The sequence below is a fragment of the Wenjunlia tyrosinilytica genome (assembly GCF_014646055.1).
Lineage (GTDB): Bacteria > Actinomycetota > Actinomycetes > Streptomycetales > Streptomycetaceae > Wenjunlia > Wenjunlia tyrosinilytica.
The window spans coordinates 54,281-79,780 of sequence record NZ_BMMS01000014.1 but is presented as its reverse complement, the minus strand read 5'-3'; the positions used below and the strand labels follow the sequence as shown (position 1 = coordinate 79,780).

Below are 25,500 nucleotides of genomic sequence, written 5' to 3'. Positions count from 1 at the left end.
GCGCCACGGGGCGGCCTCGCCGCGAACACACCCAGCAGCCGGCCCGTGCGCCCGGACAGGGCGTCGGCAGGAGGAGTCCTGCCGCGGTCGGCCACCGGGCGGTGAGCGAGGGCAGGCGGGAGGTCTGCGAATGCGCAAGGACCAGCACCCCCGGACCCGTGTCAGCCGCGGCCTCGCAGCCGTGGCGGCACTCGTCGGCCTGATCCTGGTGGGGCTCGCCGTATGGCTGCCCTGGCGCGTCTTGGGGAAGCCGTCCGGGGGCGGCCCGAAGCCCGCGTCCTCCTCGGCCCCCGCCGATCGGCCGCTCGCCGGAAAGGTCGTCGTGCTCGACCCCGGTCACAACGTCGGCAACCGCGACCACATTCACCAGATCACCCAACTGGTGCAGGGCAGCACCCGCCTCACCGGCTGCGACGACACGGGAACGTCCACCAACGACGGCTATGCCGAGGCCGCCTTCACCATGGACGTGACCCGGCGCGCGGCCGAGATCCTGAGCGCGCAGGGAGCCACGGTGAAGCTGACCCACCAGGCCGACCGGCCCTGGGGCCCCTGTGTCGACGAACGGGCCCGGATCGGCAATGAGGCGCGCGCCGACGCGGTGGTGTCCATACACGCCGACGGCGCCGCTGCGGGAGCCCGTGGCTTCCACGTCCTCCTGCCGGACGTCCTCAGAAAGGGAAGGGCGGACACGGCACCCATAGTGGCGCCGTCGCGCCGCCTCGGCGAGCTGCTCGCCGCGCACTTCGCCCGGGCGACGGCCTTCCCGCCCGCCAACTACGTCGGCGACCGCTCCGGCCTGATGGTCCGCAAGAACCTGGCCGGGCTCAACCTCTCCAAGGTGCCGGTGGTGTTCATCGAGTGCGGCAACATGCGCAACGCGGTGGACGCGCGGCAGCTCGAGGACCCCTCCTGGCGCGGCCGGGCGGCTCAGGGGATCGCCGGGGGAATCTCCGGCTTCCTCGGCGGTCCCGCCCGGTGACCCGCCCGGACGGGGTCAGGTCCCCGACGGGGTGTCAGGTCCCGCACGAGGTCACGTCCGCACGGGGTCAGGTCCCCGACGGGGTGTCAGGTCCCGGACGGGGTCAGGTCCGCACGGGGTCAGGTCCCGGACGGGGTCAGGTCCCGGACGGGGTCAGGTCCCGGACGGGGTCAGCACCACGAAGTCCGCGCCGAAGGGGTCGATGCACACGGCCAGGCGGCCGACCCCCTCCGCGTCGTCCGGTCCCATCTGCACACTGCCGCCGTTCCCGGTGACCCTGGCGACCGTGGCGTCGCAGTCCGCGGAACCGAACACCGGGTGCCAGTAGGGGCGGCCGCCGTTGAGCCCGAGGGACTGCGCCGGGACCTCCATGAGGCCGCCCTGCATCCGCTCGGGGCCGAGGCCCGCGGGGGTGATGATCGAATATGTGCCCTCGGGTCCGCCGGGCAGCGGCATGTCCTCGGTCCGCCAGCCGAAGAGGGCGCCGTAGAACTCCTTCGCCCCGGCCGCGTCGGTGGTGTAGAGCTCGGTCCAGCTCAAGGCGCCCGGCTCGTCCACCGCCTCGAGCCCCTTGCTCTTCCCCGGCTGCCAGACGGCGAACTGGGCGCCCCGCGGGTCGGTGAACTGAGCCATGCGGCCTTCCCCGTCGGCGTCGAGCGGCGCGACCCGAACGGTGCCGCCCAACTGCTCGACGGCCTTCGCCGCGGCATCCGCGTCAGGGGTGTTGAAGTAGGGCATCCAGGCCGAGCGGGCTCCCTCCTCGGTGAGCGGCCCGACCGCCCCGACAGCCTTCCCGTTCAACCGGAGGACGCCGTACCCGCCCGCGTCCGGACCGTAGGACTGGAGCTCCCAGTCGAACACCGAGCCGTAGAACGCCGCCGCGGCCGCGACATCGCGGACGCCGAGATCGAGCCAGCACGGCGAGCCGGGGACAAAGTCAGTGGTGATCATGGTGATTCCCTTCGCAGGTCCCTTGTGAATCAGCCTGGCACCCCCCACTGACACTCGCCCGTCTATGGCTCCACCGGCAGGCACGGCGGCGGCCGCGCCGTCGCGCTTCCCCGCGACGGCGCATGCGCGGGACCACGATGCCCCGGAGCCTTATCGGGCACCGTCATGATCCAGTACGGTGGCGGCGGCCGGCGTGCCCGCACCGGCGGCGGTTCCGAGGGAGAGGCCCTTGTATGAGTGTCGCGCTGTTCACCCTCGGGGGCACGATCGCCATGGCCGGCCACTCCACGGACAACGGCGGTGTCGTCGCCCGGTTGACCGGAGCCGAGCTCACGGCGGCGATACCCGCGCTCGCCGACCTCGGGGTGCCCCTCGATGTGCGGGACGCCCACGCGGTACCCAGTGCCAATCTTACGTTCGCCCAGGTGCTCGAGGTGGTCGATGCCGCCTCGCGGGCGGTGGAGGCCGGCGTTGTCGGCGCCGTCGTCACCCAGGGCACCGACACCCTGGAGGAGACCGCGTTCCTCGTGGACCTGGTGTGGCGGCATCAGGAGCCCCTCGTGGTCACCGGTGCCATGCGCAATCCGACGCTCGCCGGAGCGGACGGCCCAGCGAACCTGCTGGCGGCGGCCCGGGTGGCCGCCTCGCCCGACGCACGGGGGCTCGGGGCCCTCGTCGTGTTCAACGACGAGATCCACGCCGCCCGCTGGGCGCGCAAGACCCACAGCACCAGTACCGCGGCCTTCGCCTCGCCGAACGCCGGCCCGATCGGCCACGTCATCGAGGGACGGCCGCGCATCCTGGCGAGGCCGGACCGCCGGGAGCCGTTCCTCCAGGAGTTCGTGACCGGCCCGGATGCTTCCGCACGCCTCGGCATGACACGGGTCGCCCTCCACACCGCCACCCTCGATGACGACGGCGCCCTGCTCGACGGACTGGAGGCCACGCATCACGGCCTGGTCGTCGCCGGACTCGGGGTCGGCCATGTGTCGTCCGACCTCGCCCCGGTGCTCGGCGCCCTGTCCCAGCGCATCCCGGTGGTGCTGACCTCACGGTCGGGCGGCGGCTCCGTACTCCGCCACACCTATGGCGCCATCGGCTCGGAGACGGACCTCCAGCGCCGCGGACTGGTCAACGGCGGACTGCTCGACCCCTACAAGGCCAGGGTCCTGCTCAGGCTGCTTGTCGCGAACGGCGCCGGGCGGGACGAAGTCGCCGCCGCCTTCGGCCGGCTCGGCTGAGCGACCGCGCTCAGACGCCGGCGCACAGGCTCTCCACGAACGGCAGTGCCTCCTCGCGGTCGGCCGGCACCAGCCCGATGCGGGTGCGCCGGTCGAGGATGTCGTCGGCGTCCAGCGCCCCCTCGTGCCGGACGGCGAACAGCAGTTCCGCTCCGGTCACCCCGGCGGCCACCGGACCCAGCAGGTCGGGTCGGCCCTCCGCGAGCGCCAGCACCCGGGGCGCCTCCGTGCCGTAGCGCGCGACCAGGCTGTCCGGCCCCGAGACCTCGTCCAGCGTCCGCCGCGAGGCGGCCCCGACCAGCGGAAGCCGGGTGGTGCGGCAGGGTCCGGCGGGAAGGCCCGCGGTGCGCACGGCGGCGTCCACGGCGTCCTCGGCCATGGCCCGGTAGGTCGTCAGCTTGCCTCCGACCGCGGTGACCACACCGTCGTCGGAGACCAGGACGGCGTGGCGGCGCGAGACATCGGCGGTGCGCCCCCGCTCCCCCGTGTCCAGCAGTGGCCGCAGTCCGGCGAAGGTGCCGATCACGTCGTCTCGGGTCAGTGGGCGGTGGAGCGCGCGGTTGACGGTCTCCAGCAGGAACGTGATGTCGGACTCGGGAGCGCGCGGTACGTCGGGGATGCCGTCCACCGGCTCGTCGGTGAGCCCGATGTAGACCCGGCCGCCCATCTGGGGCAGGGCGAGGACGAAGCGGTTGACCGAGCCGGGCACCGGCACGGTGAGGGCGGCGTGCGGATGGTCCAGCGCCGACGCCGGAACGACGAGATGCGTCCCCCGACTGGGCCGCAGTCGCACCTGGGACGCCAGTTTCCCGGCCCACACTCCGCACGCGTTGACCACGGCCCGCGCCGGCACCTCGAGGGTCTGCCCGGTGAGCTCGTCGCGCAGGGTCGCTCCGTCCCCGCGCAGCTCCTGTGCCGAGCAGCGGGTGACGACGCGGGCCCCGTGCCAAGCGGCGGTGCGCGCCAGGGCGACCACCAGCCGTGCGTCGTCGACGAGCTGGCCGTCGAAGGAGAGCAGTCCGCCGCGCAGACCGGTGGCCTCCAGACCCGGGGCCAGCGCCCGGGTGTGGACGGCGTTCAGTCGGCGCGAGCGCGGCAGGACCCCCGCGGGGGTGCGCGCGAAGGCGCGCAGCAGGTCTCCGGCGGCGAACCCCGTCCGGGCGAGGGCGGCCTGGCCCGGGGAGACCTGCGCGTGCAGGGGCAGGAGCATCGGCATGCTGCGGATCAGGTGCGGGGCGGTGCGGCGCATGAGGAGGTCGCGCTCGCGCGCGCTCTCGTAGGCGATGGCGACATCGCCGGAGGCGAGGTAGCGCAGGCCGCCGTGGACGAGCTTGGAACTCCAGCGGCTGGTGCCGAAGGCGAGGTCGTGCCGGTCGACGAGGAGGACGGACAGCCCTCGGGAGGCGGCATCCAGAGCCGCCCCGGTGCCGGTGACTCCGGCACCGACGACCAGCAGATCGACGGCGGTACCTTCGGCGACCGCCTCCAGATCCCGTAGGCGGCGGTCCGCGTTGAGCGAGGTGCTGCGGGGTGTGGGGGTCATGCCGTGGTCCCTTCCGGGCGGAGGTAGCCGTCGAGCAGGAGCCGTAGCTGTTCGGCGAGCCCGTCGATGTCCAGGACGTCTGCGGTCAGCCGACGGGAGGTGGCGACCGACTGCACGACGAGCAGGACGATGCGGGCCTGAGCGGCCACGTCCCCGGGTCCGACGGAGCCGTCGGCGTGTCCGGCCTCGATCTGCCGACCGATGAGCGCGAGCGCCTCGTGCTGGCTGGCGCCCAGGCGGTGGAACGTATAGGTGGCCAGGAGTTCGGGTTCGCTGTCGATGATCCGGCTGAACAGCGAGTGCTCGACCAGTCCCCGGACGGTGGCGGCGCACTGGCCGATGATCAGGGCCCGCGCGTTTCCCCCTCCCTCGGCCGGACGCGCGCCTTCGATGAGTGCGCGCAGCTCCCGGGTCAGCAGGTCCCCGACGAGGGAGTCGATGTCGGGCCAGTAGCGGTAGACGGTGGGCCTGCTGACACCGGCGCGGCGTGCCACGTCCGCCAGCTTGGTCCTGCGGATGCCGAAGGCCTCGACACAGGAGCGGGCGGCGTCGAGGATCTCGTCTTCCACATTACGACGTGACATCATGTGTAACACTGTAATGCATGACGTCTCCCGCTCACCGCGTCGGCGACATGGCCTGGAACGCCTGGGGCGACCCGGCTCGCCCGGCGGCGCTCTCCGACTCCGCGCTCGCTCTCGTCCGACAGGCGCTCGGCGCCCGCCCCCACCCCCTGCCGTCCGCCACGGAGTCGGATGTGCGGCTTCCCGAGCCCGCGCTCGGTGACGACGCCGCCGCGCGGCTGACCGCCGCGGTCGGTGCGGAACACGTCCGCACCGACGCGGCCACCCGGCTGCGGCACACCGGAGGCAAGAGCCTCGACGACCTGCTGCGCCGACGCGGCGGCGACGCGGCGAACGCGCCGGACGCCGTGGTCCTGCCCCGTGACCACGACGAGGTCCTCGCCGTACTGGCCGCCTGCGCCGAGCACCGCGTCGCCGTGGTCCCCTTCGGCGGCGGCACCAGCGTGGTCGGCGGAGTGGAGCCGCTGCGCGGGGAGTTCGGCGGCGCCATCACCTTGGACCTGCGCCGCCTCGACCGCCTCGAGGCCGTCGACACCGACTCCATGACGGCGACCCTCCAGGCAGGGCTGCGCACCCCGGAGGCGGACGGGCTGCTGGCGGCGCACGGCGTCACCCTCGGGCACCGCCCCCAGAGCTATGAGTACGCCACTATCGGCGGGTACGCCGCCACCCGGTCCCGGGGTCAGGCGTCCACGGGCTACGGCGGGTTCGACGACATGGTGCTGGGACTGACCGCCGCCACTGTGCGCGGCACCCTGCGGCTGGGCCGCTCCCCCGCCTCCGCCGCCGGACCCGATCTGCGCCACCTCCTGATCGGCTCCGAGGGCACCCTGGGGGTCATCACCTCGGTCACCTGCCAGGTGCGGCCCATCCCCGACGAGGCGCACCAGGAGGCATGGGCGTTCCCCGACTGGACCACCGGGGTCACCGCGCTGCGCCGTCTCGCGCAGTCCCCCGTGCGGCCGCACACCGTCCGGCTCTCCGACGAGACCGAGACCTTCGTCAACGCCGCCGTCTCCGGGGGCCGGGCCCCCTCCGGCTGCCTGGCGGTCATGGGGTTCGAGGGCACCGCGGACGAGGTCGCGCACGCCCGCCGGACCACTCGTGCCCTGCTCGAGCGCCACGAGGGGACCCTGGTGGACTCCTCGGCCGCCGACGACTGGCGCCGTTCGAGGACCCAGGGGCCCTACCTGCGTGACGCGCTGCTGGCGGAGGGCGTCCTCGCCGAGACCCTGGAGACCGCCGCCACCTGGGCGGATCTGCTGCCGCTGTACTCCGCGGTGGCCGACGGTGTCCGCGGGGCCCTGTCCGGCGACGGCGCGGAGGTGATCGTGCTCTGCCACGTCTCACACGTCTACCGGACCGGAGCCTCGCTCTACTTCACCGTTGTCACGGCCGCCGAGGAGGACCCGAGGGCGCAGTGGGCGCAGGCCAAGCGGGCGGCCGGTGACGCCATCGCCGCGAGCGGGGGCACCATCACCCACCATCACGCCGTCGGCACCGACCATCTCCCGTGGATGACCGAGGAGGTGGGAGAGCTCGGCGTGGAGCTGCTGCGGGCGGCCAAGCGGGTGCTCGACCCGTCCGGGATCCTCAACCCCGGCAAGCTGATCCCCTCATGAGCGGCCCCGTGACCCTGCTGGTCAACCCCACCGCGGGGCAGGGCGGCGGTGTCCGCGTCGCGCACGAGGTGGCGGCCCGGCTGCGCGGGCGGGGTATCGAGCCGGTCCTGGCCGTGCCCACCGGCCCGGCCGAGGCGGCCGGGCAGGCCCGCACCGCCGCGGAGCGGGGCGGTGTCCTCGCCGTGGTCGGCGGTGACGGAATGGTGAGTATCGCCGTGCAGGCCCTGGCGGGCAGCGACTGCGCTCTGGCCGTGGTCCCCGCCGGTACGGGCAACGACTTCGCCCGCACGCTCGGAGTGCCGCTGCACGACCCGGCGGCAGCGGCGGAGGTGATCGCGGACGGCACGGTGGGCTCCGTCGATCTCGGCCGCACCGGGGACCGGTGGTTCGGCACCGTCCTCACCAGCGGCTTCGACTCGAAGGTCACCGCCCGGGCCCACGGCATGCGCCGACCCAGGGGCCGTATGCGCTACAACCTCGCCGTCGTCAGGGAGTTGATGGCCCTTCGCCCTCTGGACTACACCCTGACGCTGGACGGCCGGGAGTTCACGACCCGGGCCGTTCTCGTTGCCGTCGGCAACACCTCGTCCTACGGAGGCGGTATGCGCGTCTGCCCCGGCGCGCGGCCCGACGACGGCATGCTGTCCGTGACCGTCATCGGCCCGGTGGACCGGACCACGCTGGTATGGGTCTTCCCGCGCGTGTACAAGGGTCAGCACATCCACCACCCGGCCGTGCGCACCCACCAGGCACGCGAGGCGCGGCTGGCCGCGAACGGCATCACCGCGTACGCCGACGGCGAGTTCGTCGGACCGCTGCCGCTGACGGTCCGCGTCGCACCCGCCGCCCTGCGCGTCGTCCTGCCTGCGCGGTGAACCGGTCCCCCGGGGAGCGCTTCGGCGGTCCCCGGGGGACCGTCCATGGTGGACGGGGGTTTGGACGGGGTACGGGCGTGGACGAGGAGTCCGGAGGCAGGATCCGGACGTGACAGAGCGCAAGCCGCCCGGTGTCGGCTTCGAGTCATGGATCGACAAGCAGCTCCGCGAGGCGACGCCGGCCGTCCGCCGAGGGGTCCGCCAAGGGGGCCGGGAGTAGTCTGGAGCCAAATCGAGGGCGTCTCGTCCGCCGGCCCACTTGCCGACGACGTCCTCGACGCGCGACAACGTCGGGTGGCTCAAAATCCTCCCGGGGACAGGTTCGCACCATGACCGTAGGCAGTGTCCCGTCACCGGCTCCGGAGGCGACCGGGAGTCCTGGCGCATGAGCGGCACGGGGCAACCACATGAACGCACTGGGTGACACAGAGCAGAGTCCGGTGGGGGCCATCGGGCGCGTCACCGTCTCCATCCCGTCGGACGGGCCCGGAGAGGTGCTCATAGCGGTGCGCGGCGGGACCGAGGCCTTCGCCGCGTGGTCCCGGACTCCGATCGCCAAGCACGTCCGCGTCGTGGTCGTGGACCGCACTTCGGCCCGCTCCGTGGTCGTGGAGCCCCTCCCCGCGGAGTAGGCCGGATCGGTGCGTGCCGGACGGGCCCGGGGCGCTCCCTTTCCCGTGAACGACATGACAGGAGTTCTCTGATGTTGTTCTGGCATGTTCCCGCCCCCAATGAGGCCTTGCTCATCTCGGGCTCCAAGCGCCTTGCGCACGACACGCAGTTCCGCATCGTCACCGGCCACGGCAGCTTCGTCCTCCCCATCAAGCAGAAGGCGCGGGTGCTGTCCCTGTCCCTGCGGGAGGCGGAGATCACCGAGGACTGCGTGACCCAGCAGGGCATTCGGCTGAAGGTACGGGCTGTCGCCGTGTTCAAGGTCGGCGACGACGAGGTGTCGATAGCCAACGCGGCCCGCCGCTTCCTGTCGGAGCAGAACCACATGGAAGAGCTCGTGGGCCGTATCTTCGCGGGGCACCTGCGCTCCATCATCGGCGGTCTGACAGTGGAGCAGATCATCCGGGAACGCGACCGCGTCGCCCAGGAGGTCAAGGAGGGCAGCCACAGCGAGATGGAGAAGCTGGGCATCGTCGTCGACGCCCTGCAGATCCAGGAGATCGAGGACACCTCCGGGTACATCACCAACCTCGCGGCCCCGCACGCCGCCGCGGTGGCCAGCCAGGCGCGGATCGCCCAGGCCAAGGCCGACCAGGAAGCCACCGAGCGCGAACAGCAGGCCGCCGCGCTGAGAGCCGAGTACGAACGGGACACGGCGATCAAGCGCGCCGGCTTCCTCGCCGAGACCGAGCAGTCGAACGCACGCGCCGCCCAGGCGGGACCGCTCGCCCAGGCCAGGGCCTCCCAGGAGGTCATCGAGGAGCAGACGGCGCTCGCCCAGCGCCAGGCGGGGCTGACCGCGCAGCGGCTGGAGGCGGAGGTCCGGCGCCCGGCCGACGCCGAGGCGTACCGGCAGCGCACGCTGGCCGAGGCCCGGCGGGACCAGGTCCGGTTCGAGGCGGACGGCAGCGCCTACACCGAGCGGACCCTCGCCCAGGCCCAGGCCGACGCCAACACCGTCCGCGCCGCCTCCCTGAAGGACGGCAACCAGGAACTCATCGCGGCCAACCGGATCGTGGAGAACCTGCCCGCCCTCGCCGACGCGGCCGCCCGCGGGATCGCAGGCTCCACCCTGACGATCCTCAACGGCACCGAAGGCGTCAATGAGATGGCCTCCGGCATCGTCGGACAGGGCATGGCGATCCTCGACACCCTCAAGCGGCCGTCGACGCTGCCGAGCATGAACGGGGCAGCGGCGCCGCAGGCGACGCCGCAGCCCCCGCCGGGGCCGGCCGTGCCGCAGACCGCACCCCAGAGCGCGGAGAAGACCTAGTCCAGGCGCTCACCCACCGCGGTGGGCACTGCGGCACACCTCGGGCACGCGCCGGGCACACCTCGGCAGCGCCTCCCGGACCGGCCGACCTCACCACTGGACATGTGACCATTCGGTCACCTATCTTGAAGACGTGACCGACGACGACCGAGTGTTCAAAGCGCTGGCCGATCCGACGCGTCGCTTCCTGCTCGACCTGTTGTTCGCGCGTGACGGCCGGACACTCACCGAGCTCGAGTCCGGGCTCGAGATGACCCGCTTCGGCGTGATGAAGCACCTGCGACTGCTGGAAGAGGCGGGCCTCGTGGTCACGCGCAAGTCCGGCCGGGAGAAGCTGCACTTCCTGAACCCGGTTCCGATCCGGCTGATCCACGACCGGTGGATCGACAAGTACACCGAACGCCCCGTCTCCGCGCTCGCGGAGCTCAAGGCAGAGCTGGAGGACGAATCATGACCACCACGCCGACCGCGCAGACCACACAGGTCTACCGGGTGTACATCAAGGCCGCGCCCGAGAAGGTCTGGGACGCGATCACCAAGCCCGAGTGGACCGACCGGTACGGCTACGGCGGCCGCACCGACTTCGACCTGCGTCCGGGCGCCCCGTTCCAGACCCACCCGAGCGAGGCCATGGTGAAGGGCGCCGCCGAGCAGGGATTCGAGATGCCCGACGTCGTCATCGACGGTGAGGTCGTCGAGGCCGATCCGCCGAACAAGCTCGTGCTGATGTGGCGGATGCTGATGGACCCCGAGGTCGAGGCGGAAGGCTTCACCCGTCTGACCTTCGAGATCGAAGAGGCGGCCGGCGCCACCAGGCTGACGGTCGTCCATGAGCTGGCGGGCGCGCCCAAGCTCGCCTCGCTGGTCAGCGGATCCCAGGAGGCCGGCGGCGCCGGCGGCGGCTGGAGCTGGATCCTCAGCGACCTGAAGTCCCTGCTCGAGACCGGCAAGATCCTCGCGGAGTGACCTTCTCATGATCGTGCGCCCCGGTTCCACGGCGGGAGTGTGAACGGTCGGCGCACATCGGCCGAAACGCCGGGGTCTCGGTTGAGAGCAGACGGCCGCCGGGCCGTACCACCCCACAGCACGGCGGGCGCGAGTCCCTTGCGGGCAGCGCCTGCCGCCCACTGTGAGACCGGTCCGACCTCTGGAGCTGTTGATGCGTGCCCGTACTCTCGTGCCGACCCTGATCTGTGCCGCCGCGCTCGTCCTGGCGGGATGCGGAACGAAGAACGGTGGTGGCTCGGCCTCGGCCGACGGGACGGCGGACGGTTCCGGCAACCGGGCCGCGGGCGCCGCGGACACCTCCAGGGGCACCGGCGCCCCCGCGCCCGGCAACGCCCCCACGGCGCTCCGGTTCACGGGCACGACCGTCGAGGGCAAACCCTTCGACGCCGCGACGCTGGCGGGCAAACCCACCGTGCTGTGGTTCTGGGCGCCGTGGTGCGGTACCTGCCGTGGCCAGGCGCCCCAGACGGCGAAGCTCGCCCGGCAGTACCGGGGGAAGGTCAACTTCCTCGGTGTCGCCGGGCTCGACAAGGCCGCGTCGATGCGGGACTTCGTCTCTTCCATGAAGGTCGGTGGCTTCCCTCACCTCGATGACGAGAAGGGCAGCGTCTGGAAGAAGTTCGGGATCACGGAGCAGAGTGCGTTCGTCCTGCTCGACAGCAGCGGCCGGACCGTGCACAGCGCAGTCCCCTCGGGCCCGGCGGACCTGGACCGGCGCGTCGCCGGCCTGGTCGGCTGACGGCCCGGCGTACGGCACCCGACGCCATGACCGATCTCCCTCTCGCCCTCGCCCTGACCGCGGGCATGCTCGCCGCGGTCAACCCCTGCGGTTTCGCGCTCCTGCCCGCCTATCTGTCCTTGCTCGTGCTGGGAGACGACTCCCCCGACGGGGCATCGGCCGTCGGCCGGGCCCTGACGGCCACCGCGGCGATGACCATGGGATTCACCGTCGTCTTCGGGCTCTTCGGGCTGGCGCTGACCCCCGTCGCTGGGCAGATCGAGCAGCACCTGCCCTGGTTCACCGTCGCCTTCGGAGTGCTCCTGGCGGTGGTGGGTCTCTGGCTGATGACCGGAAGGGATCTGCCCGCCCTGCTGCCGAAGCCACGCCGGGCACCGGCCGTCACCCGCTCCATCCCCTCGATGGCGCTGTTCGGCGCGGCCTATGCGCTGGCTTCGCTCGGCTGCACCATCGCACCGTTCCTCGTGATAGTGATGTCGGCATTCCGCGCCGGATCGGTCATGGACGGGGTGACCCGGTTCGCCGTGTACGCGGCCGGGATGGGACTCGTGGTCGGTGCGGCGGCCATGGCCGTGGCCCTGACGCGCTCCTCGGTGGTGGGCCGCCTCAGGTCACTGGGGGCTGCGGCCTCCCGGCTCGGGGGCGCGCTCGTGGCGCTCGTGGGGTCCTATGTCGCGTACTACGGCTGGTACGAGGCGCGCGTCATGAACGGTGGCCCGGTGGCCGACCCGGTGGTGGAGGCCGGAGGCACGGTACAGCGGTGGATGGCCCAGGGGGTGTACAGCGTCGGCCCTTCAGTTCTCGCGGCAGTGTCCGTCCTCCTGCTCGCCATGGGCCTGGCACACCATCGCGGCCGGCGCCGTCGGGGGACCGCCGGCCGCGAACGGGGCATCAGCCGGACGGAGAGGTCACCACGGTGACGGTGCCGGTGCCACCCGCGCGGGCATTGGCCGCGTCGGCCTCCTGGCGGGTGTGGTATTGGCGGGCGGAGCCGTTCGGCATCGTCAGCTGGTAGACGGTGACGGTCCGGCGGGCACCTCCTCCGCAATTGCATCCCATGGCACTACCTCCTTTGAATTCATCTTCCCCGGTTGGGCTGACACCGACACTCCAGCCCAATTAGTCATACCGGTTGAGCGGGCGCCAGGTCCGTCAATCGAGCCAGCTGGACGCCAGGCCCGTGAGGTACGACAGGGTGAGGGCGATGGCACCGACCTGGAACCACAGGGTCTCGCCGATCCAGCAGGCCAGAGGGGTGACGGATGCCGCCACCCACACACTGGCGCACCAGCCGCAGGAGACCAGATAGGCCGGATTGGAGTCGTCACCGAAGCGTGCGGCGACCCAGGACCGGAACCGCGCCGCCAGAACGTCCTTGGTTATAAATCGCGTAATACGACAACTAACTCCGAGTGAGAGAAGAAACGCCAGGAGGCTCATGAAAACAATCGTAGGGTGACACGGCACTTCAGGGAGCGCGGTCGCGAATACCTCGTTACATCCTCGGGGCGAGCCTCGGGACCCCGGCGAGAACCTCCCCTGCGCCCGTCATCGGGCCCGACCGGCCCGCGAGTCCTGCTTTTCGGGCCGGTCGGGGCCTGCGGCGAACGGCTTGCGTCAGGTCGGCAGGTGCCACACCTGGTTCGAGGCGCCGGAGCAGTCCCAGATCTCCAGGCGTGTGCCGTCGGCGGTATTGCCGCCGGTCACATCGAGGCAGCGCCCGGACTGGGGGTTCTTGAGCGTTCCATTGGACTGCGGCTGCCACACTTGCGCGCCCGTGCCGTTGCACGTCCACAACTGGACGACGGTCCCGTTCGCCGTGCCGCTGGACTTCACATCCATGCAACTGCCCAGCGCCCGCAGCGTCCCGTCACCGGCGGCGTTCCACTGCTGGGCACCCGTGCCGTTGCAGGTCCACAGCTGGATGGCGGTGCCGTTGTTGGTGTCGGAGTTGGAGATGTCGACGCACTTGCCCGCCAGGCCGGTGATCGGGCCGACGGGGGTGGAGACGGCCGGCGCGTCGAACGACGGCGGGGCGTCCCCGGCGGCGCTGCCCCAGGAGGTGTTGGCACTGGTGCCCAGGGCGAAGTCCACCGTTCCGCCCGACTTGACGAACGCCTCCGACAGCCATGGCTTGGTCGTCGTGCCGCCGTTGACCTTGAGGCTCTGGACGTACTTGGCGGAAGCCGAGGCGTTCGGTGCGTTCACCGTGATGGTGACCCCGTTGCCGCGGTCGATGGCGACCGAGGAGAAGATCGGGCTGGCGAGCACGAGTTCGGAGCGTCCGGGTGCCTCCGGGTACATGCCGATCGAGGCCCACACCGCCCATGAGGACATCTCGCCCAGGTCGTCGTTGCCGACCTCGCCGTCCGGCGTCGGCTTGAAGATGGTGGTCAGCGCGCGCCTGACGACGTCCTGCGTCTTGTAGGGCAGTCCCGCGTAGGCGTACGCCCAGGGGGTGTTGAGCGTCGGCTCATTGCCCAGGTAGGCGGTGGCCGCGTCGGGACCGCCGTTGAGCTTGCTGAAGAAGGTGTCCAGACGGGGAGTGACGGCCGAGTTGCCGCCCATCAGGTCGAACAGCGCACGGTGGTTGTACGGGACCATCCAGGTGTACTGGGCGCCGTTGCCCTCGACGTACTCGTTCTGCTGGGTGGGCGTGAAGGACGGCCAGGTGCGGTCGCTGTTGCGCGGCTGGATGTACTTGTTGCCGGTGTTGAACAGGTTCTTCCAGTTCTGCGCGCGGCGCAGGAAGGTCGTGTACGTGTCGTCGGCGCCGAGGCGCTTGGCCAGTTGCGCGACGGCGAAGTCGGCGCTGGTGTACTCGAGTGTGGTCGCCGCCGAGCCCCAGACGCCGCCCTGCCCCGAGGGCAGGTAGCCGAGCGAGTTGTACTGGTTGTAGGCCGGGCGTTCGCTCGACTTGCTCGCGCCGTCCACCATCCGGCTCAGCGCGTCGGAGGCGTTGAAGTCGGTGGCACCGAAGGCGTGGACGCTGGAGACGATGATGGGCAGCGGATCGCCGACCATCACTCCTGTCCCGCCGTTGGCCACGGTCCAGCGGTCGAAGTAGCCGCCCTGCGCCGACTGGTCGGTCGCGGACTGGGCGATGTCGGAGGCCTCTCCCGGTGCGATCAGCGCGACGAGTTGGACCTGGGAGCGGTAGACGTCCCACCCCGAGAAGTTGGCGTACTGGGCGTGTCCGGCCGCCGCCTTGTGCACCTGCTTGTCGAAGCCCATGTACTGGCCGTTGCTGTCGCTGAACACATTGGGGTGCAGCAGCGAATGGTAGAGCGCGGTGTAGAAGCGGCGCAGATCGGTGTCGCTGCCGCCGCCGACCCCGATCCGGCCCAGCATCCCGTTCCAGGCGTCACGGGCTCCGGAGCGGACCTGGTCGAAGCTCTTGCCGCCCTGCTCGGCCGAGACATTGGCCCGGGCGTTGGCCAGGCTGACGAAGGACACGCCCACCCGGGCGACCACTGAGCGATTGGCGCTGGTGTCGAACGAGACGAACGCCTGCGCCCCGGCGGCCGCCGCCTTGCCCGTGACCTGCACTCGGCGCTTCGGCGCCTTCTGGACGCCGGGCGGGCGCTGGGACTTGGCGGTCTTCGGCGAGGCGGGGGCGATGCCCGGGGAGCTTCCCGAGACCTTCTTGCGCGAGGTGTCGACCTTCTTGCCCGCGACCACCCCGGTCGAGGTGAAGTTGCGGTCGAAGCTCGCGTGGAAGTAGATCCGGTACTTGTTGCCCGCGCCGCAGAAGCCACCGCTGTCGGTGTAGCCGGAGATGGTGTTGGTGCCGACGGTCACCGAGCCGTCGGCTCCGTTGAACGCCTTGGCCGCGTCCACCGACAGCGAGGCCTTCTGGCCCGCCGGGTAGGTGAAGCGGGCCGTCCCGGAGCGCTGCGTGGCGGCGAGTTCGGTCTTCAGCCCATTGTCGAACGTGACGGCGTACGAGCCCGGCTCGGCCTTCTCGTTGGCGTGGGAGAAGGTGTAGCTGCTGACGGGGCTCGCGCCGAGGACCGGCATGAACGGGACATTGCCGAAGTCTCCGCAGCCCGCGCCGGACAAGTGGGTGAGGCTGAACCCCCGGATGCGGTTGTCGTTGTAGTAGTAGCCGCCGTGCTGGTAGGTGACGGTGTCGGGGCTCCACTGCACCATGCCGAACGGCGCGTCGGCGCCCGGGAAGGTGTTGCCCGCGCCTCCGCCGTTGCCCCAGTCGGTGTCGCCCGGCAGGGTGCCGACGAAGGGGTTCACGTACTGCGCCGGATCGCTGACGGCCGCGGGAGGGCGGGAGTGGCCATGCTGCCGGGCCTTCGCGGGAGCGGCCTTCACCGTGCCGGCGTGTCCGGGAGCGGCCTGCGCGGGGGACGCCTGCGCCGGGGCCGCGGTGAGACAGACCGCGGCGGTTGTCACCGCCGCCAGAGCTCCGACCAGCAGGGGACGCGGCCGGCTGGGCCTGGACGGGGGTCTCGGGGAACTCATGTGCTCCTCCTGGCAACCGATTGACGTGACTGCGCCAAGTGCTTTGACAACGTTGTCCAACGTGCTGGTCGAGAACGAGCGCGAAGAGCAGGGATCGCCAGAACTATGGCAGAGGCCCCCGCGAGGAGGAAGAGGCGGGACGCGATGAACCGACGGACCGTCAAGTCCCGCTGAGGTCCCTGGTGCCCGGCAGCCGCCTCGGTGCGGCCGGGCGGCGTCCGCGCGTCTCGAAGGGAAGACGGCTCCGCCCCGACGCAGTCCACTCGGCTCACAGCCGGTCGCACGCGTACCCAGGTCGCCGTCATCGGCGCGGGTCCCAGCCGGACCGACGTCGGCGAATGCGCCGCGGCGCCAGGGCATCGACCGCGTACTGCCGGCGGCACGGGGCCGGGCGCCATCGAACAGCAGCCGAGCGCCGGATTCATCGAGGCGTGGGCCGTGCGCGCCCCGGAGCGGCGCGGCCTGGCGGACCGGCTCGTGGCCTCCGCCGCGCCATGGCTCGTTCGAGATCCGCGTGAACGGGGCACGGCACATCCTCGACCACGCCGCCCTCACCGGGCACCACCACGTCGTCCATCCGCAGCCGTCGCCGATCAGCGACCTCAGCCCTGTTCACCAAAGGCGGGGAATCTGCGCGGGTCACGGACGGGTGCCCGGTACTGGAGGCGAAGCCGGGCGGGGCGACGTCCTGGACCTCGAAGCGGGCGTCGCCGCCGAGTGGGCCGACGAGCGGGTGTGGCAGCAGGTGCGGGCGCGGCTCGCGGTACCGGGCGGGGCGCTCGTCGAGGGCCCGCTGATCGAGAAGCGGGTCCTGGACACGCACAACTACGCGGTGGAGCCGATGTCGTACGGCAGGCTCCATCCGGCCGGGGTGTCCGCGCACCTGATCGCCCCGATCGGCGCCGGTACTCGGACGCCTGCCCGCGCCGTCTCCGGCGGTTCCAGGAGTTCTCGCGGTGGATGTCGCAGGTCCTGCACGGCCCCACGGCCGAACCCTTCCGCGCCGGTCCGGCGCGAGCGCGGCCGCGTCGTCTGCTGACATCGCCGACCGCGGCGACGGCCTTCGCCGAGCTCCACATCGGCAGGCAGGCGTACACCCGAGGTGACCGGAGGCGGCGGAGCCGGCCCGCTCCGAGCGGGCGGGCCTGCTCTGCCACGTCGTATGACGGATGCCTACTCAGAAGAGTCCGAGCAGGCCCAGGATGTTGCCGCCGAGGAAGGGGTTCTTGGCGAAGGAGTCGGCGTGACGAGCGCCGCGGCCTTCGTCGGAGTGCTCGGCCTCATCGGAGTGCTCGGCCTCGTCCGCGTGCTCCGACTCCTCCGCCTGGTCGTCGCACGAGCAATCCTCGTCGCCGGCCTTCCACGTGCCGTGCTCGTGGGCTTCCTGAGCGGACTTCTCGTGGTCCTTGACGTCGCCGCTCTTGGAGTCGTCATGAGCTGTGCGCTCGTGCTCGGACTTGTCGCCGCTCTGGTGCTCGCCGTTCTTGTGCTCGCCGTCCTCGTGCTTGGACTTGTCGCCGTCCTTGTGCTCGCCGTCCTTGTGCTCGCCGCTCTTGTGCCCGCCGTCCTCGTGCTCGCCGCTCTTGTGCCCGCCGTCCTCGTGCTTGGCGTCCTCGTGCTTGGCGTCCTCGTGCTTGGCGTCCTCGTGCTTGGCGTCCTCGTGCTTGGCGTCCTCGTGTTTGGCGTCCTCGTGCTTGGACTTGTTCGCGTCGTCCTTGTGCTCGCCGTCCTCGTGCTTCTTGGCCTCGTCGCACTTGTGCTCGCCGTGGTCGTCACCGTTGGTGTACGACGACATCACCGAGGCCGGAGCCGCGTAAGCGGTGGTGGCCATGGGGACGACCGCGGTCGCCAGTGCGGCCGCCGCGACGACGACGCTGCGGTGAAGGGACTTCGCCATGAAGGGACCTCTCTCACATCCAGGCGGGCATTTCCCGCATAGCGGACACTAGAAGAAGAGGCACGTCCGGCGCCCGACGCCACTCCCGTGACCTGATGAACGCACCAATGGGTGCCCACCGTCCGAAGGACGGGCGTCGACATCGCCCAGTCCACGCGTCGGTTCCCTGATCGCGCCCCGATCCCGGGCAGGTTGTCGCTGGTCAGCCTTCTGCCCGCAGGAGCGTACTCGAGCGGAGATATGACGTGATTGTCCGTCAAATAAGCCCGGTCACGTCGTCACCAGGTCCAGGTGCCCCATCAGGGATGCCCGGCCGGTCAGTCTCTGGTCCTTGTCCACCCGGACCGTGCGCAGCGCCGGATGGGCGGCGAGTGAGGAGAGGTCGACGGTTCCCGCCGACAGGTCGAGGGTCAGCGTGTGCAGCCGGGGGAAGGCCGCCAGCCAGTACCAGGTCACCGCGTGGTCGGCGCGCAACCACAGGTGCGTGAGCCGGTCCGGGACGACCCCGGCGACGAGTTCGGCGGTGCCGAGATCGCGGCCGACCCGGAGGCGGGCCCTGCCGCCGAAAGCCCGCAGGGCCTGGAGTTCCTTCTCCCCGGCGACCTCGACATAGACGTCGTCCCCGTCGAGCCGGGCCAGCACTTCCTCGGCGTACTGCTCGGTGTCGAAGCGGTACCACGCCGTCGCGAGCCGGGTGCGCACCTCCGCGTCGGGGTGCTCGACGAACCGTGCCAGGACCGGGATTGCCGCGTCACCGCCGATGAGCACCGCCGTCTGCACCGTGAGCAGGGCCGCCTCCGGGGACAGGCCCTCCGGCCCCGGCAGGAGCTCCAGGACGACGGGCCCCACCTGAGCCACTTCCGCGGCTTCGGTGAGGGTCTTCGGGGGGATGAGGGCCGTGGCACGACGCTCCACCTCGGCGCGGATCGTCGGGTTGAGCTCCGTGGCGTGCTCCAGGGAGGCCATGGCGAGCAGATGGAGCTGGGTGCGCCGACGGGGTGTGCTCGCCGTGTCGCCGCGGGCGATCAACTCGCCGAGGAGGTCGGCGCGTTCCTTGGGGCGGGCGTGGGCGATGGCCATGCGGATGGCGTCCTCCCACTGGCTGTCCGCGGCCCTGAGCACCAGGACCCCCAGGTCGCCCTCCTCCACGGCGGCCTTGGCGCCCAGGTAGTCCTGGAAGGTGCGGTGGACGAAGTCGATGATCCCGGGGACGGGTTCGCGCAGCACTCCGCTGCGCAGGAGCAGATGGCGGAAGATCTCCTCGGCGTTGCCCTGGTTCACGGCAGCGGGAACGGACGGCAGCGCGAGGGCGATGATGCGTTCGGCGTGGCTGCGCTCCAGCTCCGACTTGCCGTTCAGCAGGAACTTGTACGCCAGCTTCTGCAGCAGGCGGGTCTGCGGTTCCTCATTGAGCTCGATACCGTCCGTGGCCGACATATGGCGCTCGATGTCGCGCCGGGACAGCAGCATCGACAGGGCGGCGTCGTACAACTCCTTGCGCGCGTGCGGGAGATAGCCCCGGCGGTCGCGGTGCAGGGCGCAGATGAGCCCGCACATCAGGGGGTTGGTCGCGAGCCGGGCGAGGTCCTGCTTGGTGCGGATGGCGGTGATCAGCGACTGCTCGTAGGTGTCGAGGAGTTCGCGTTCGGTCGCGTCGTCGCTGCGTGCGGCGGTGTGCCAGCGCCGGATGAAGTGGGTGACGTCACCGCGGCTCATCGGGGCCAGCGACAGCTCGGAGAAGCCCTCCGGGGCCAGCCACTTGTCGCGGACGGCCGACGGGCGGGAGGTGATCAGCCACAGGTTGCCCGGGTAGGCGCCGAGCAGATCCCGCAGCCAGTTCCTCGTCTGCCCGCGCACCTTCTCGGGGACCTCGTCGATGCCGTCGACGAGCAGGAGGCCGCGCCCGGCGGACAGGACGCGGTCGGTCCAGCCCCGTGGCTGGGCGTCGGCCAACGGGCTGCGGATGGCGGCGAGGAAGCGGCCCGGGGTGGGCAGGTCGTGCCAGAGCCTGGTCAGCGTCCGCAGCGGCAGAACGAACGGGACCCGGCCCAGCAGCGGCGCCAGGGGTTCACCGCCGGCCCGCAGCACGGCCGGATCCTGCCGGGCGGTGGTGACGGCCAGCCACTGGACGAGGGTGGTCTTGCCCGAACCCGCCACTCCCCGCAGCAGGACGCGGTCACGGCCGGCGAGGGCGTGCTCGGCGCGGATCGGTGTGTGGCGGCCGTGCTCGCTGACCCCCGCCTCCAGGCTGAGGTAGGCGGTGTCGAGCGGCCACTGGTCGGGGGTGTTGGTGAGGTCGATGCCGTAGATGGTCAGGGTGCCGTGCTTGTCGATGATGTGGTCGGCGTAGCGGGCCTCGAAGAGGGTGTCCTCGCTGAACGGCGAGGGATTGCGTTCGAGCAGGAGGTCCACCTTGGTGACGGCCTCGGTGAGTTGGCTGCTCTGCCGGACGAGGGTGCTGGCGACGAAGGTCGAGCGCTGGGTGAAGAAGTGCAGGATGTGCAGACAGGCGATCTCGACGAGCGCGTCGTGCAGGCGCGCGGCGTCGTCGGACAGATGGAACGTCGTGTGGGGATCGATGCTCCGCAGGCGCTGGGCGAGCGCCCGGTGGCCCAACTGCACGGCCTGGACGTCGTCCATGTCGAGGTCGCCCAGGGAGTGGAGCGTCCTCGCCAGCGCGATGGCGACGGCCTCCTCCTCGTCGGAGGCGACCGGGCGGTCGTGGGGGTCGGCGGACCGTAACGCCCGTTGCACCAGTTCGCCGGTGATCCGGTGCAGATCCCGCTCGCCGATCGTGCGTTTCTCCCCCTTGAAGGAGACCAGCCCCGCCAGCCGGACGGGTTTGGTGACCAGCCCCGCTCCCGGTCCCTCCTGAACGAACAACTTCTTGATCAGCGGAGCGACGGCGCTCGACGCGAGACGAGCACCGATGGCTGCGGCATCCATACGTCAAAGGGTAGGGCGAGGCATGCGCCGTACGCAGGAAGATCAGATGACTGAGGCGCCGCGGCGCTTCCGCCGGGACGTGCGGCCACCCCTTTATGACCTAGCTCACCCGGAGCGGCTGATCGCCGCCAAATGCCTGGTCAGCGGGGCTGCTTGAGGGGCGGACGGCCGCTGTTGGCCGAATTCGTCACCAAGCTGTCATTGCCGCCATCCGCACACCGGATACAGGCTGTGACCGTGCTGGAGCGAAGAGTTGTGGTCGTGGTCTACCCCGGTGCTCAGGCGCTGGACATCACCGGGCCCGTCGAGGTGTTCGACACGGTGAACCGCCTGATCCCGGAGACGGACTCCCGCTACCGGATGGAGTTCGTCTCCGCGGACGCGCCCCTGGTGCGGACCTGTTCGGGGGTGGTGATGGAAGCCGCGCCGCTGGAAACGGGGCGCGGTCCCATCGACACCCTTCTGGTCCCCGGCGGATGGAACGTCAAGGACGCCCTCGCGAACCGGTCACTGGTGTCCTGGATCGGCGGGGCGGCTCCTCGGTCGCGTCGGATCGCGTCCGTGTGCGGTGGATCCTTCCTGCTGGCCGAGGCCGGACTGCTCGACGGGCGACGGGCCACCACCCACTGGGCGTACTGCGAGGAACTGGCGCGCCGCTACCCGGACGTGACCGTGGACCCGGAGCCGATCTTTGTGTGGGACGGCCCCTTCCTGACCTCCGCGGGGGTCTCGACGGGCATCGACATGGCGCTCGCGCTGGTCGAGGCCGACCACGGGGCGGCGCTGGCGCTGGAGATGGCGCGGTATCTCGTGCTGTTCCTCAAACGGCACGGGGGACAGTCGCAGTTCAGCGCCGTGCTCGACGCGCAACTGGCCGACCGGGCGCCGATCCGGGCGGCGCAGACATGGATCCTGGACAATCTCGAGCGGCCCCTCCACGTCGACGAGATCGCGGAGCGCGCCAATATGAGCACGCGCAACTTCGCCCGGGTGTTCCGGCGCGAGGTGGGCACGCCACCGGGCCGGTATGTCGAGCGGATGCGCATCGCCCGCGCCCGTGAGCTGCTGGAGACGACCGAGCTGACGGCGAGCCAGATAGCGCGCCGCTGCGGCTTCGCCGCCCCCGAGACGTTCTTCCGCTCGTTCGGCCGCGCCCTGGGGCTGACCCCCACCGAGTACCGGAACCGCTTCCAGGTGCTCTCGCCCTCCGGCCTCATCGTTCACCCCGACCAGGCGGACAGGAGTTCGGCATGACAGGAGAGGTACACGGAACAGGGGAACGACGACCACGCCTTGTCGACCATCTGGCCGCCGAGCTGGCCAGGGCCGGTGTCACCCATCTGTTCGGGGTCGGCGGCGCCAACATCGAGGATCTGTACGACGCCGTCCACCGCCACGGCGCCATGCGGGCCGTCGTGGCCAAGCACGAGTTCTCGGCGGTCACCATGGCCGACGGCTACGCCAGGTCCACAGGAAGGCTCGGCGTCGTCGTGGCCACGTCGGGCGGCGGCGCGATGAACCTGGTGCCGGGGCTTGCCGAAGCGCATGCCTCCCGGGTGCCGGTGCTGGCGGTGGTGGGTCAGCCGCCGACCGGCCAGGAGGGACGGGGAGCGTTCCAGGACTCCAGTGGCAAGGCGGGCTCGTTCGACGCCGGGGAGGTGTTCGGACCGGTTTCGCGCTTCTGCGCCAGGGCCGAGGACGCGCAGTCGCTCGTGGAACTGCTGCCTCGGGCGATCGCCGCGGCGCGGACCGATCCGAAGGGCCCCGCGGTGCTCCTGCTGCCCAAGGACGTACAGCAGGCCCTCGTGCGAGTCCCCGCCCCTGGTGGCGAGCCGACACAGGTCCCGGTGCGTCGCGGTACACGTTCGGACGACAGTGCCCGGGAGGCCGCCGCGAGCACGCTGCGCGACGCGCGCAGTGTCCTGGTCGTCGCGGGCGAGGGGGTGGCCTCGGCGCACGCCCGGGAGGAGGTTGCCGAGTTGGCCGGCAGGCTCGGCGCCTGGGTGGCGGTCACCCCGGACGCCAAGGACGTCTTCGACAACCGCGACCCCCGATTCGTGGGCGTGGCCGGGGTGATGGGGCACGCCAACGTCGAGGACTGCCTGCGGCGAGCCGATGTGTGCCTCCTCGTCGGCACCCGGCTGCCGTCGATGGCGCGCGGCGGGCTGGACCGGACCCTCGCCGCGACCCCGGTCGTGTGCGTCGACCCCGAGCCGCCGTTCGTGCCGGGCATCTCGCTGGGCGGGGACGTCCGGGCCACGCTGCGCACGCTGATGGGCAGCCTGCCTTCGCGTCCGCGCCCCTGCCCCCCGCATCCCGGACCCGTCCCCATGTCCGCGCCGACGGCTCGACGGGGACCGGCCATGCCCTGGACCGGCGGCCGTACGCGGCGCCGCACCCTCTCCTTCGCGGACGCCTTCGCCGCCGTCGAGGCGGCGCTCCCCCAGGACGCCCATGTCTTCGTGGACGCGGGCAACACCGGGGCCGGCGCGGTCCATCTGCTGCCCGCGCCACGGCACGGCCGCTTCGTGGTGGCGGTCGGCATGGGCGGCATGGGCTACACGTTCGGGGCCGGGATCGGCGCCGCGCTCGCCACCGGCCGCCGCACCTACGTCCTCGCCGGGGACGGTGCGTTCTTCATGCACGGGATGGAGGTGCACACGGCGGTGGAGTACGCGGCACCCGTCACCTTTGTGATCTTCAACAACAACGCGCACGCCATGTGCGCCACGCGGGAGCGGCTCTTCCAGGGCGGCGTCCGCGACGACGACCTGTTCGCCCCGGCCGACATCGCCGCCGGAGTGGCCGCCACCTTCCCCGCACTCGACACCACCCGTGCCGAGACCGCGGCGCAACTGCGCCGCGCGCTGCTGCGTGGCAACGCCCGGCGCGGTCCGGCGTTCGTCGCGCTGGAGTGCGACCCCTACGAGATGCCGCCCTTCCTGCCCTTCCTGGCCTCCGCGGGCCAGGCGCAGACCGGAAGCGAAAGTGAGGAGAGTGCCCATGAGCGCGGACCCGTCCACGTTGGCTGACATCCCCGGCCTGATACGGATCGAGAACACCGGTAAGGAGGAACTGGCCGCCCACTGCATGGATCTGACCCACGCGGTCTACCCGCACCACCAGGTCTACGGGCAGTACTGCACCATCCAGGAGCATGTCGACTGCCCGCCGGAGCAGGCCTTCGAGTATCTGCGCCAGGGCCACCACCTGGAGGAGTGGACGTGCAGCCTGCGGGGGTTCGCTCCGAGCGGCACCCCGGGTCTGTGGGTCGGCTACGACCGGCTGGAGAACGACACGAGGATCTACTGCAAGGTGGTCGCCGGCGCCGAGGCCATGACCGTCGACTACCACTGTTCCTGGGACCAGGGCGAGACGCTGTGGATGATCTACCTGATGAGGGTCGTCCCCGCGTCGCTCGTGCTCGACAGGCCGGGCTCGGTGATCACCTGGACCAACTGCCGGCACCCCTACTACGACAGCAACCCGCGGCCCGATCTGGCGCCGCGCGCCGACCGGCCCTGGGTGGGCGACTACTGGGACCTGTTCTACGCCGGGCACACCGTGGAGATGGCCAACCTCAAGGCGATCCTGGAGCACCGCCACCGCAAGGGACTGCCGGTGTGCGTGCCCCCGGCGGCGGTGACGAGGGGGACGGCGCGGTGACCGCGGTCAGCCTCACCGATGTCGCCGGGTATCTGCCCGGGGAGCCCGTGCCCGCGGAGTTCTACACCAAGTTCCCGGGGGCGGAGGAAAAGCTCCGTGACCATCCGATGTTCAAGGTGCCGCCGCTGCGCCACCACGTGGCCGCCGACGAGACCAACACGGACATGATCGAGCGTGCGGTGCGGCCGCTGATCGAACGGCACGGAAGGGACGAGATCCGCCGGGTGGACGTCCTGCTGGTGCACAGCCAGCTGCCGGACTCCCCGTTCTTCGGCGTCGGTACGGAGGTCGCCCGCCGTCTGGGACTGAAGCCGGAGTGGCTGATCGACGTGGCCAACGCCGGCTGTGCGTCATTCGTCCACATGCTGAAGCTGGCCCGGCAGATCCTCACCACCACGGACGCGCGGACGGCGCTGATCTGCAACGCGCAGAGCGCCGCGGGCCAGGTGTTCACCCAGTCCGAGGTGCGCAGGCTCGCCCAGGCCGCGATTCCGGGAGACGGCTGCGGCGTGGGCTATGTGACCACGTCGGCCGACTCCCCGGTGCTGGACGTGGAGACACGGCACATCGGTGAGTACGCCGGCGACATGACCACACTGCTCGACGACGGGCGGAAATACTGGGAACCGGGCGAGTCCCAACTGCGGATCGGCTTCACCGAGGCCTCCGTGGCCAAGGTGCTGGCGCGCGGCAACCGCCTCGTCCCGGAGGTGGTCATGGACCTGTGCGACCGGCTCGGGGTGGCCACCTCGGAGATCGACGCGTTCATCACCAACCAGCCCAACCGCACGTTTCTGCGGAACTGGCGGGAGGCACTGCGCCTGGCGCCCGAGCGCCATCTCCACACCTTCGACAGATGCGGCAACCTCTTCGGCGCGGCGATCCCCATCACCTTGGACCATGCCGTCCGCACCGGCCAGGTCGGAGACGGCGACCTGGTGGTCCTGGGGGGATTCGCCCACGCCGGGGACTTCGCGGGCGCCGCGGCGATCCGCTGGCACGGCGGAGCCCGCGGCGCCGACTAG

23 protein-coding genes are annotated in these 25,500 nt (G+C 71.3%); 15 read left to right on the top strand and 8 right to left on the bottom strand.

The window, feature by feature from the left end; all coding sequences use genetic code 11:
• Window positions 1-130 precede the first annotated feature (130 nt).
• A complete protein-coding gene (locus tag IEY86_RS17275; RefSeq protein WP_189132605.1) occupies window positions 131-982 on the top strand; it encodes an N-acetylmuramoyl-L-alanine amidase in 852 nt (283 codons plus the stop codon).
• 153 nt (window positions 983-1,135) lie between these two features.
• Here IEY86_RS17275 and IEY86_RS17270 read toward each other — a convergent pair whose 3' ends face one another.
• Window positions 1,136-1,933 carry a VOC family protein gene (locus IEY86_RS17270; protein WP_189132604.1) on the bottom strand — a complete coding sequence of 266 codons (798 nt, stop codon included), beginning with the start codon at window positions 1,931-1,933 and terminating at the stop codon, window positions 1,136-1,138.
• A gap of 233 nt (window positions 1,934-2,166) precedes the next feature.
• Here IEY86_RS17270 and IEY86_RS17265 point away from each other — a divergent pair, with 233 nt between their 5' ends.
• Complete coding sequence (locus tag IEY86_RS17265; protein ID WP_189132603.1) at window positions 2,167-3,174, top strand: asparaginase; 1,008 nt, start codon at window positions 2,167-2,169, stop codon at window positions 3,172-3,174.
• A gap of 10 nt (window positions 3,175-3,184) precedes the next feature.
• Here IEY86_RS17265 and IEY86_RS17260 read toward each other — a convergent pair whose 3' ends face one another.
• Complete coding sequence (locus IEY86_RS17260; protein ID WP_189132602.1) at window positions 3,185-4,717, bottom strand: glycerol-3-phosphate dehydrogenase/oxidase; 1,533 nt, start codon at window positions 4,715-4,717, stop codon at window positions 3,185-3,187.
• Window positions 4,714-5,304 (bottom strand): TetR/AcrR family transcriptional regulator, encoded by a 591-nt coding sequence (locus IEY86_RS17255; protein WP_189132601.1) that lies wholly within the window; start codon window positions 5,302-5,304, stop codon window positions 4,714-4,716. The genes IEY86_RS17260 and IEY86_RS17255 overlap by 4 nt, the downstream gene beginning before the upstream one ends.
• A 17-nt stretch (window positions 5,305-5,321) precedes the next feature.
• Between IEY86_RS17255 and IEY86_RS17250 the strand changes: the two genes are divergently transcribed.
• The 8 genes from IEY86_RS17250 to IEY86_RS17210 all read left to right on the top strand — a co-directional run bounded on the left by IEY86_RS17250 (window position 5,322) and on the right by IEY86_RS17210 (window position 12,410).
• The gene (locus IEY86_RS17250) at window positions 5,322-6,923 is read left to right on the top strand and encodes an FAD-binding oxidoreductase (protein WP_229698514.1); all 1,602 of its coding nucleotides are present in this window, start codon (window positions 5,322-5,324) and stop codon (window positions 6,921-6,923) included.
• Entirely contained in the window at window positions 6,920-7,798 is an 879-nt protein-coding gene (locus tag IEY86_RS17245; protein ID WP_189132600.1) for a diacylglycerol kinase, read from the top strand. The genes IEY86_RS17250 and IEY86_RS17245 overlap by 4 nt, the downstream gene beginning before the upstream one ends.
• Before the next feature lie 407 nt (window positions 7,799-8,205).
• Window positions 8,206-8,430, top strand: a complete 225-nt coding sequence (locus tag IEY86_RS17235; protein WP_229698513.1) for an NfeD C-terminal domain-containing protein — start codon at window positions 8,206-8,208, stop codon at window positions 8,428-8,430.
• 71 nt (window positions 8,431-8,501) lie between these two features.
• Window positions 8,502-9,743 carry an SPFH domain-containing protein gene (locus IEY86_RS17230; RefSeq protein ID WP_189132599.1) on the top strand — a complete coding sequence of 414 codons (1,242 nt, stop codon included), beginning with the start codon at window positions 8,502-8,504 and terminating at the stop codon, window positions 9,741-9,743.
• Between the two features lie 133 nt (window positions 9,744-9,876).
• Window positions 9,877-10,197, top strand: coding sequence for an ArsR/SmtB family transcription factor (locus IEY86_RS17225; RefSeq protein ID WP_189132598.1), 321 nt, complete (start codon window positions 9,877-9,879; stop codon window positions 10,195-10,197).
• Entirely contained in the window at window positions 10,194-10,709 is a 516-nt protein-coding gene (locus tag IEY86_RS17220) for an SRPBCC family protein (RefSeq protein WP_189132597.1), read from the top strand. Before IEY86_RS17225 ends, IEY86_RS17220 begins: the two co-directional genes overlap by 4 nt.
• A gap of 193 nt (window positions 10,710-10,902) precedes the next feature.
• Window positions 10,903-11,490, top strand: coding sequence for a TlpA family protein disulfide reductase (locus IEY86_RS17215; RefSeq protein WP_189132596.1), 588 nt, complete (start codon window positions 10,903-10,905; stop codon window positions 11,488-11,490).
• Between the two features lie 26 nt (window positions 11,491-11,516).
• Window positions 11,517-12,410, top strand: coding sequence for a cytochrome c biogenesis CcdA family protein (locus tag IEY86_RS17210; protein WP_189132595.1), 894 nt, complete (start codon window positions 11,517-11,519; stop codon window positions 12,408-12,410).
• Here the strand turns inward: IEY86_RS17210 and IEY86_RS17205 are convergent.
• From IEY86_RS17205 to IEY86_RS17195, 3 genes are all read right to left on the bottom strand, one after another.
• Entirely contained in the window at window positions 12,382-12,549 is a 168-nt protein-coding gene (locus IEY86_RS17205) for a DUF7196 family protein (protein ID WP_189132594.1), read from the bottom strand. The genes IEY86_RS17210 and IEY86_RS17205 overlap by 29 nt on opposite strands.
• Before the next feature lie 93 nt (window positions 12,550-12,642).
• The gene (locus IEY86_RS17200) at window positions 12,643-12,930 is read right to left on the bottom strand and encodes a hypothetical protein (RefSeq protein WP_189132593.1); all 288 of its coding nucleotides are present in this window, start codon (window positions 12,928-12,930) and stop codon (window positions 12,643-12,645) included.
• A gap of 177 nt (window positions 12,931-13,107) precedes the next feature.
• Window positions 13,108-15,966, bottom strand: coding sequence for a lectin (locus IEY86_RS17195; RefSeq protein ID WP_189132592.1), 2,859 nt, complete (start codon window positions 15,964-15,966; stop codon window positions 13,108-13,110).
• Window positions 15,967-16,480: 514 nt separating this feature from the next.
• Here IEY86_RS17195 and IEY86_RS17190 point away from each other — a divergent pair.
• Window positions 16,481-17,005 carry a hypothetical protein gene (locus tag IEY86_RS17190; protein ID WP_189132591.1) on the top strand — a complete coding sequence of 175 codons (525 nt, stop codon included), beginning with the start codon at window positions 16,481-16,483 and terminating at the stop codon, window positions 17,003-17,005.
• Window positions 17,006-17,143: 138 nt separating this feature from the next.
• Here IEY86_RS17190 and IEY86_RS17185 read toward each other — a convergent pair whose 3' ends face one another.
• Together IEY86_RS17185 and IEY86_RS17180 are read right to left on the bottom strand one after the other, a co-directional pair.
• A complete protein-coding gene (locus IEY86_RS17185; RefSeq protein WP_189132590.1) occupies window positions 17,144-17,863 on the bottom strand; it encodes a hypothetical protein in 720 nt (239 codons plus the stop codon).
• A 270-nt stretch (window positions 17,864-18,133) separates the two neighbouring features.
• The gene (locus IEY86_RS17180; RefSeq protein WP_189132589.1) at window positions 18,134-20,809 is read right to left on the bottom strand and encodes an NACHT domain-containing protein; all 2,676 of its coding nucleotides are present in this window, start codon (window positions 20,807-20,809) and stop codon (window positions 18,134-18,136) included.
• A 237-nt stretch (window positions 20,810-21,046) separates the two neighbouring features.
• Here IEY86_RS17180 and IEY86_RS17175 point away from each other — a divergent pair, with 237 nt between their 5' ends.
• The 4 genes from IEY86_RS17175 to IEY86_RS17160 are packed head-to-tail and all read left to right on the top strand — an operon-like array spanning window position 21,047 to window position 25,500.
• Window positions 21,047-22,063, top strand: coding sequence for a GlxA family transcriptional regulator (locus tag IEY86_RS17175; protein ID WP_229698512.1), 1,017 nt, complete (start codon window positions 21,047-21,049; stop codon window positions 22,061-22,063).
• Window positions 22,060-23,841 (top strand): thiamine pyrophosphate-binding protein, encoded by a 1,782-nt coding sequence (locus IEY86_RS17170; RefSeq protein ID WP_189132587.1) that lies wholly within the window; start codon window positions 22,060-22,062, stop codon window positions 23,839-23,841. The genes IEY86_RS17175 and IEY86_RS17170 overlap by 4 nt, the downstream gene beginning before the upstream one ends.
• Entirely contained in the window at window positions 23,813-24,475 is a 663-nt protein-coding gene (locus IEY86_RS17165; RefSeq protein WP_189132586.1) for an SRPBCC family protein, read from the top strand. Before IEY86_RS17170 ends, IEY86_RS17165 begins: the two co-directional genes overlap by 29 nt.
• Entirely contained in the window at window positions 24,433-25,500 is a 1,068-nt protein-coding gene (locus IEY86_RS17160; protein WP_229698511.1) for a 3-oxoacyl-ACP synthase III family protein, read from the top strand. The genes IEY86_RS17165 and IEY86_RS17160 overlap by 43 nt, the downstream gene beginning before the upstream one ends.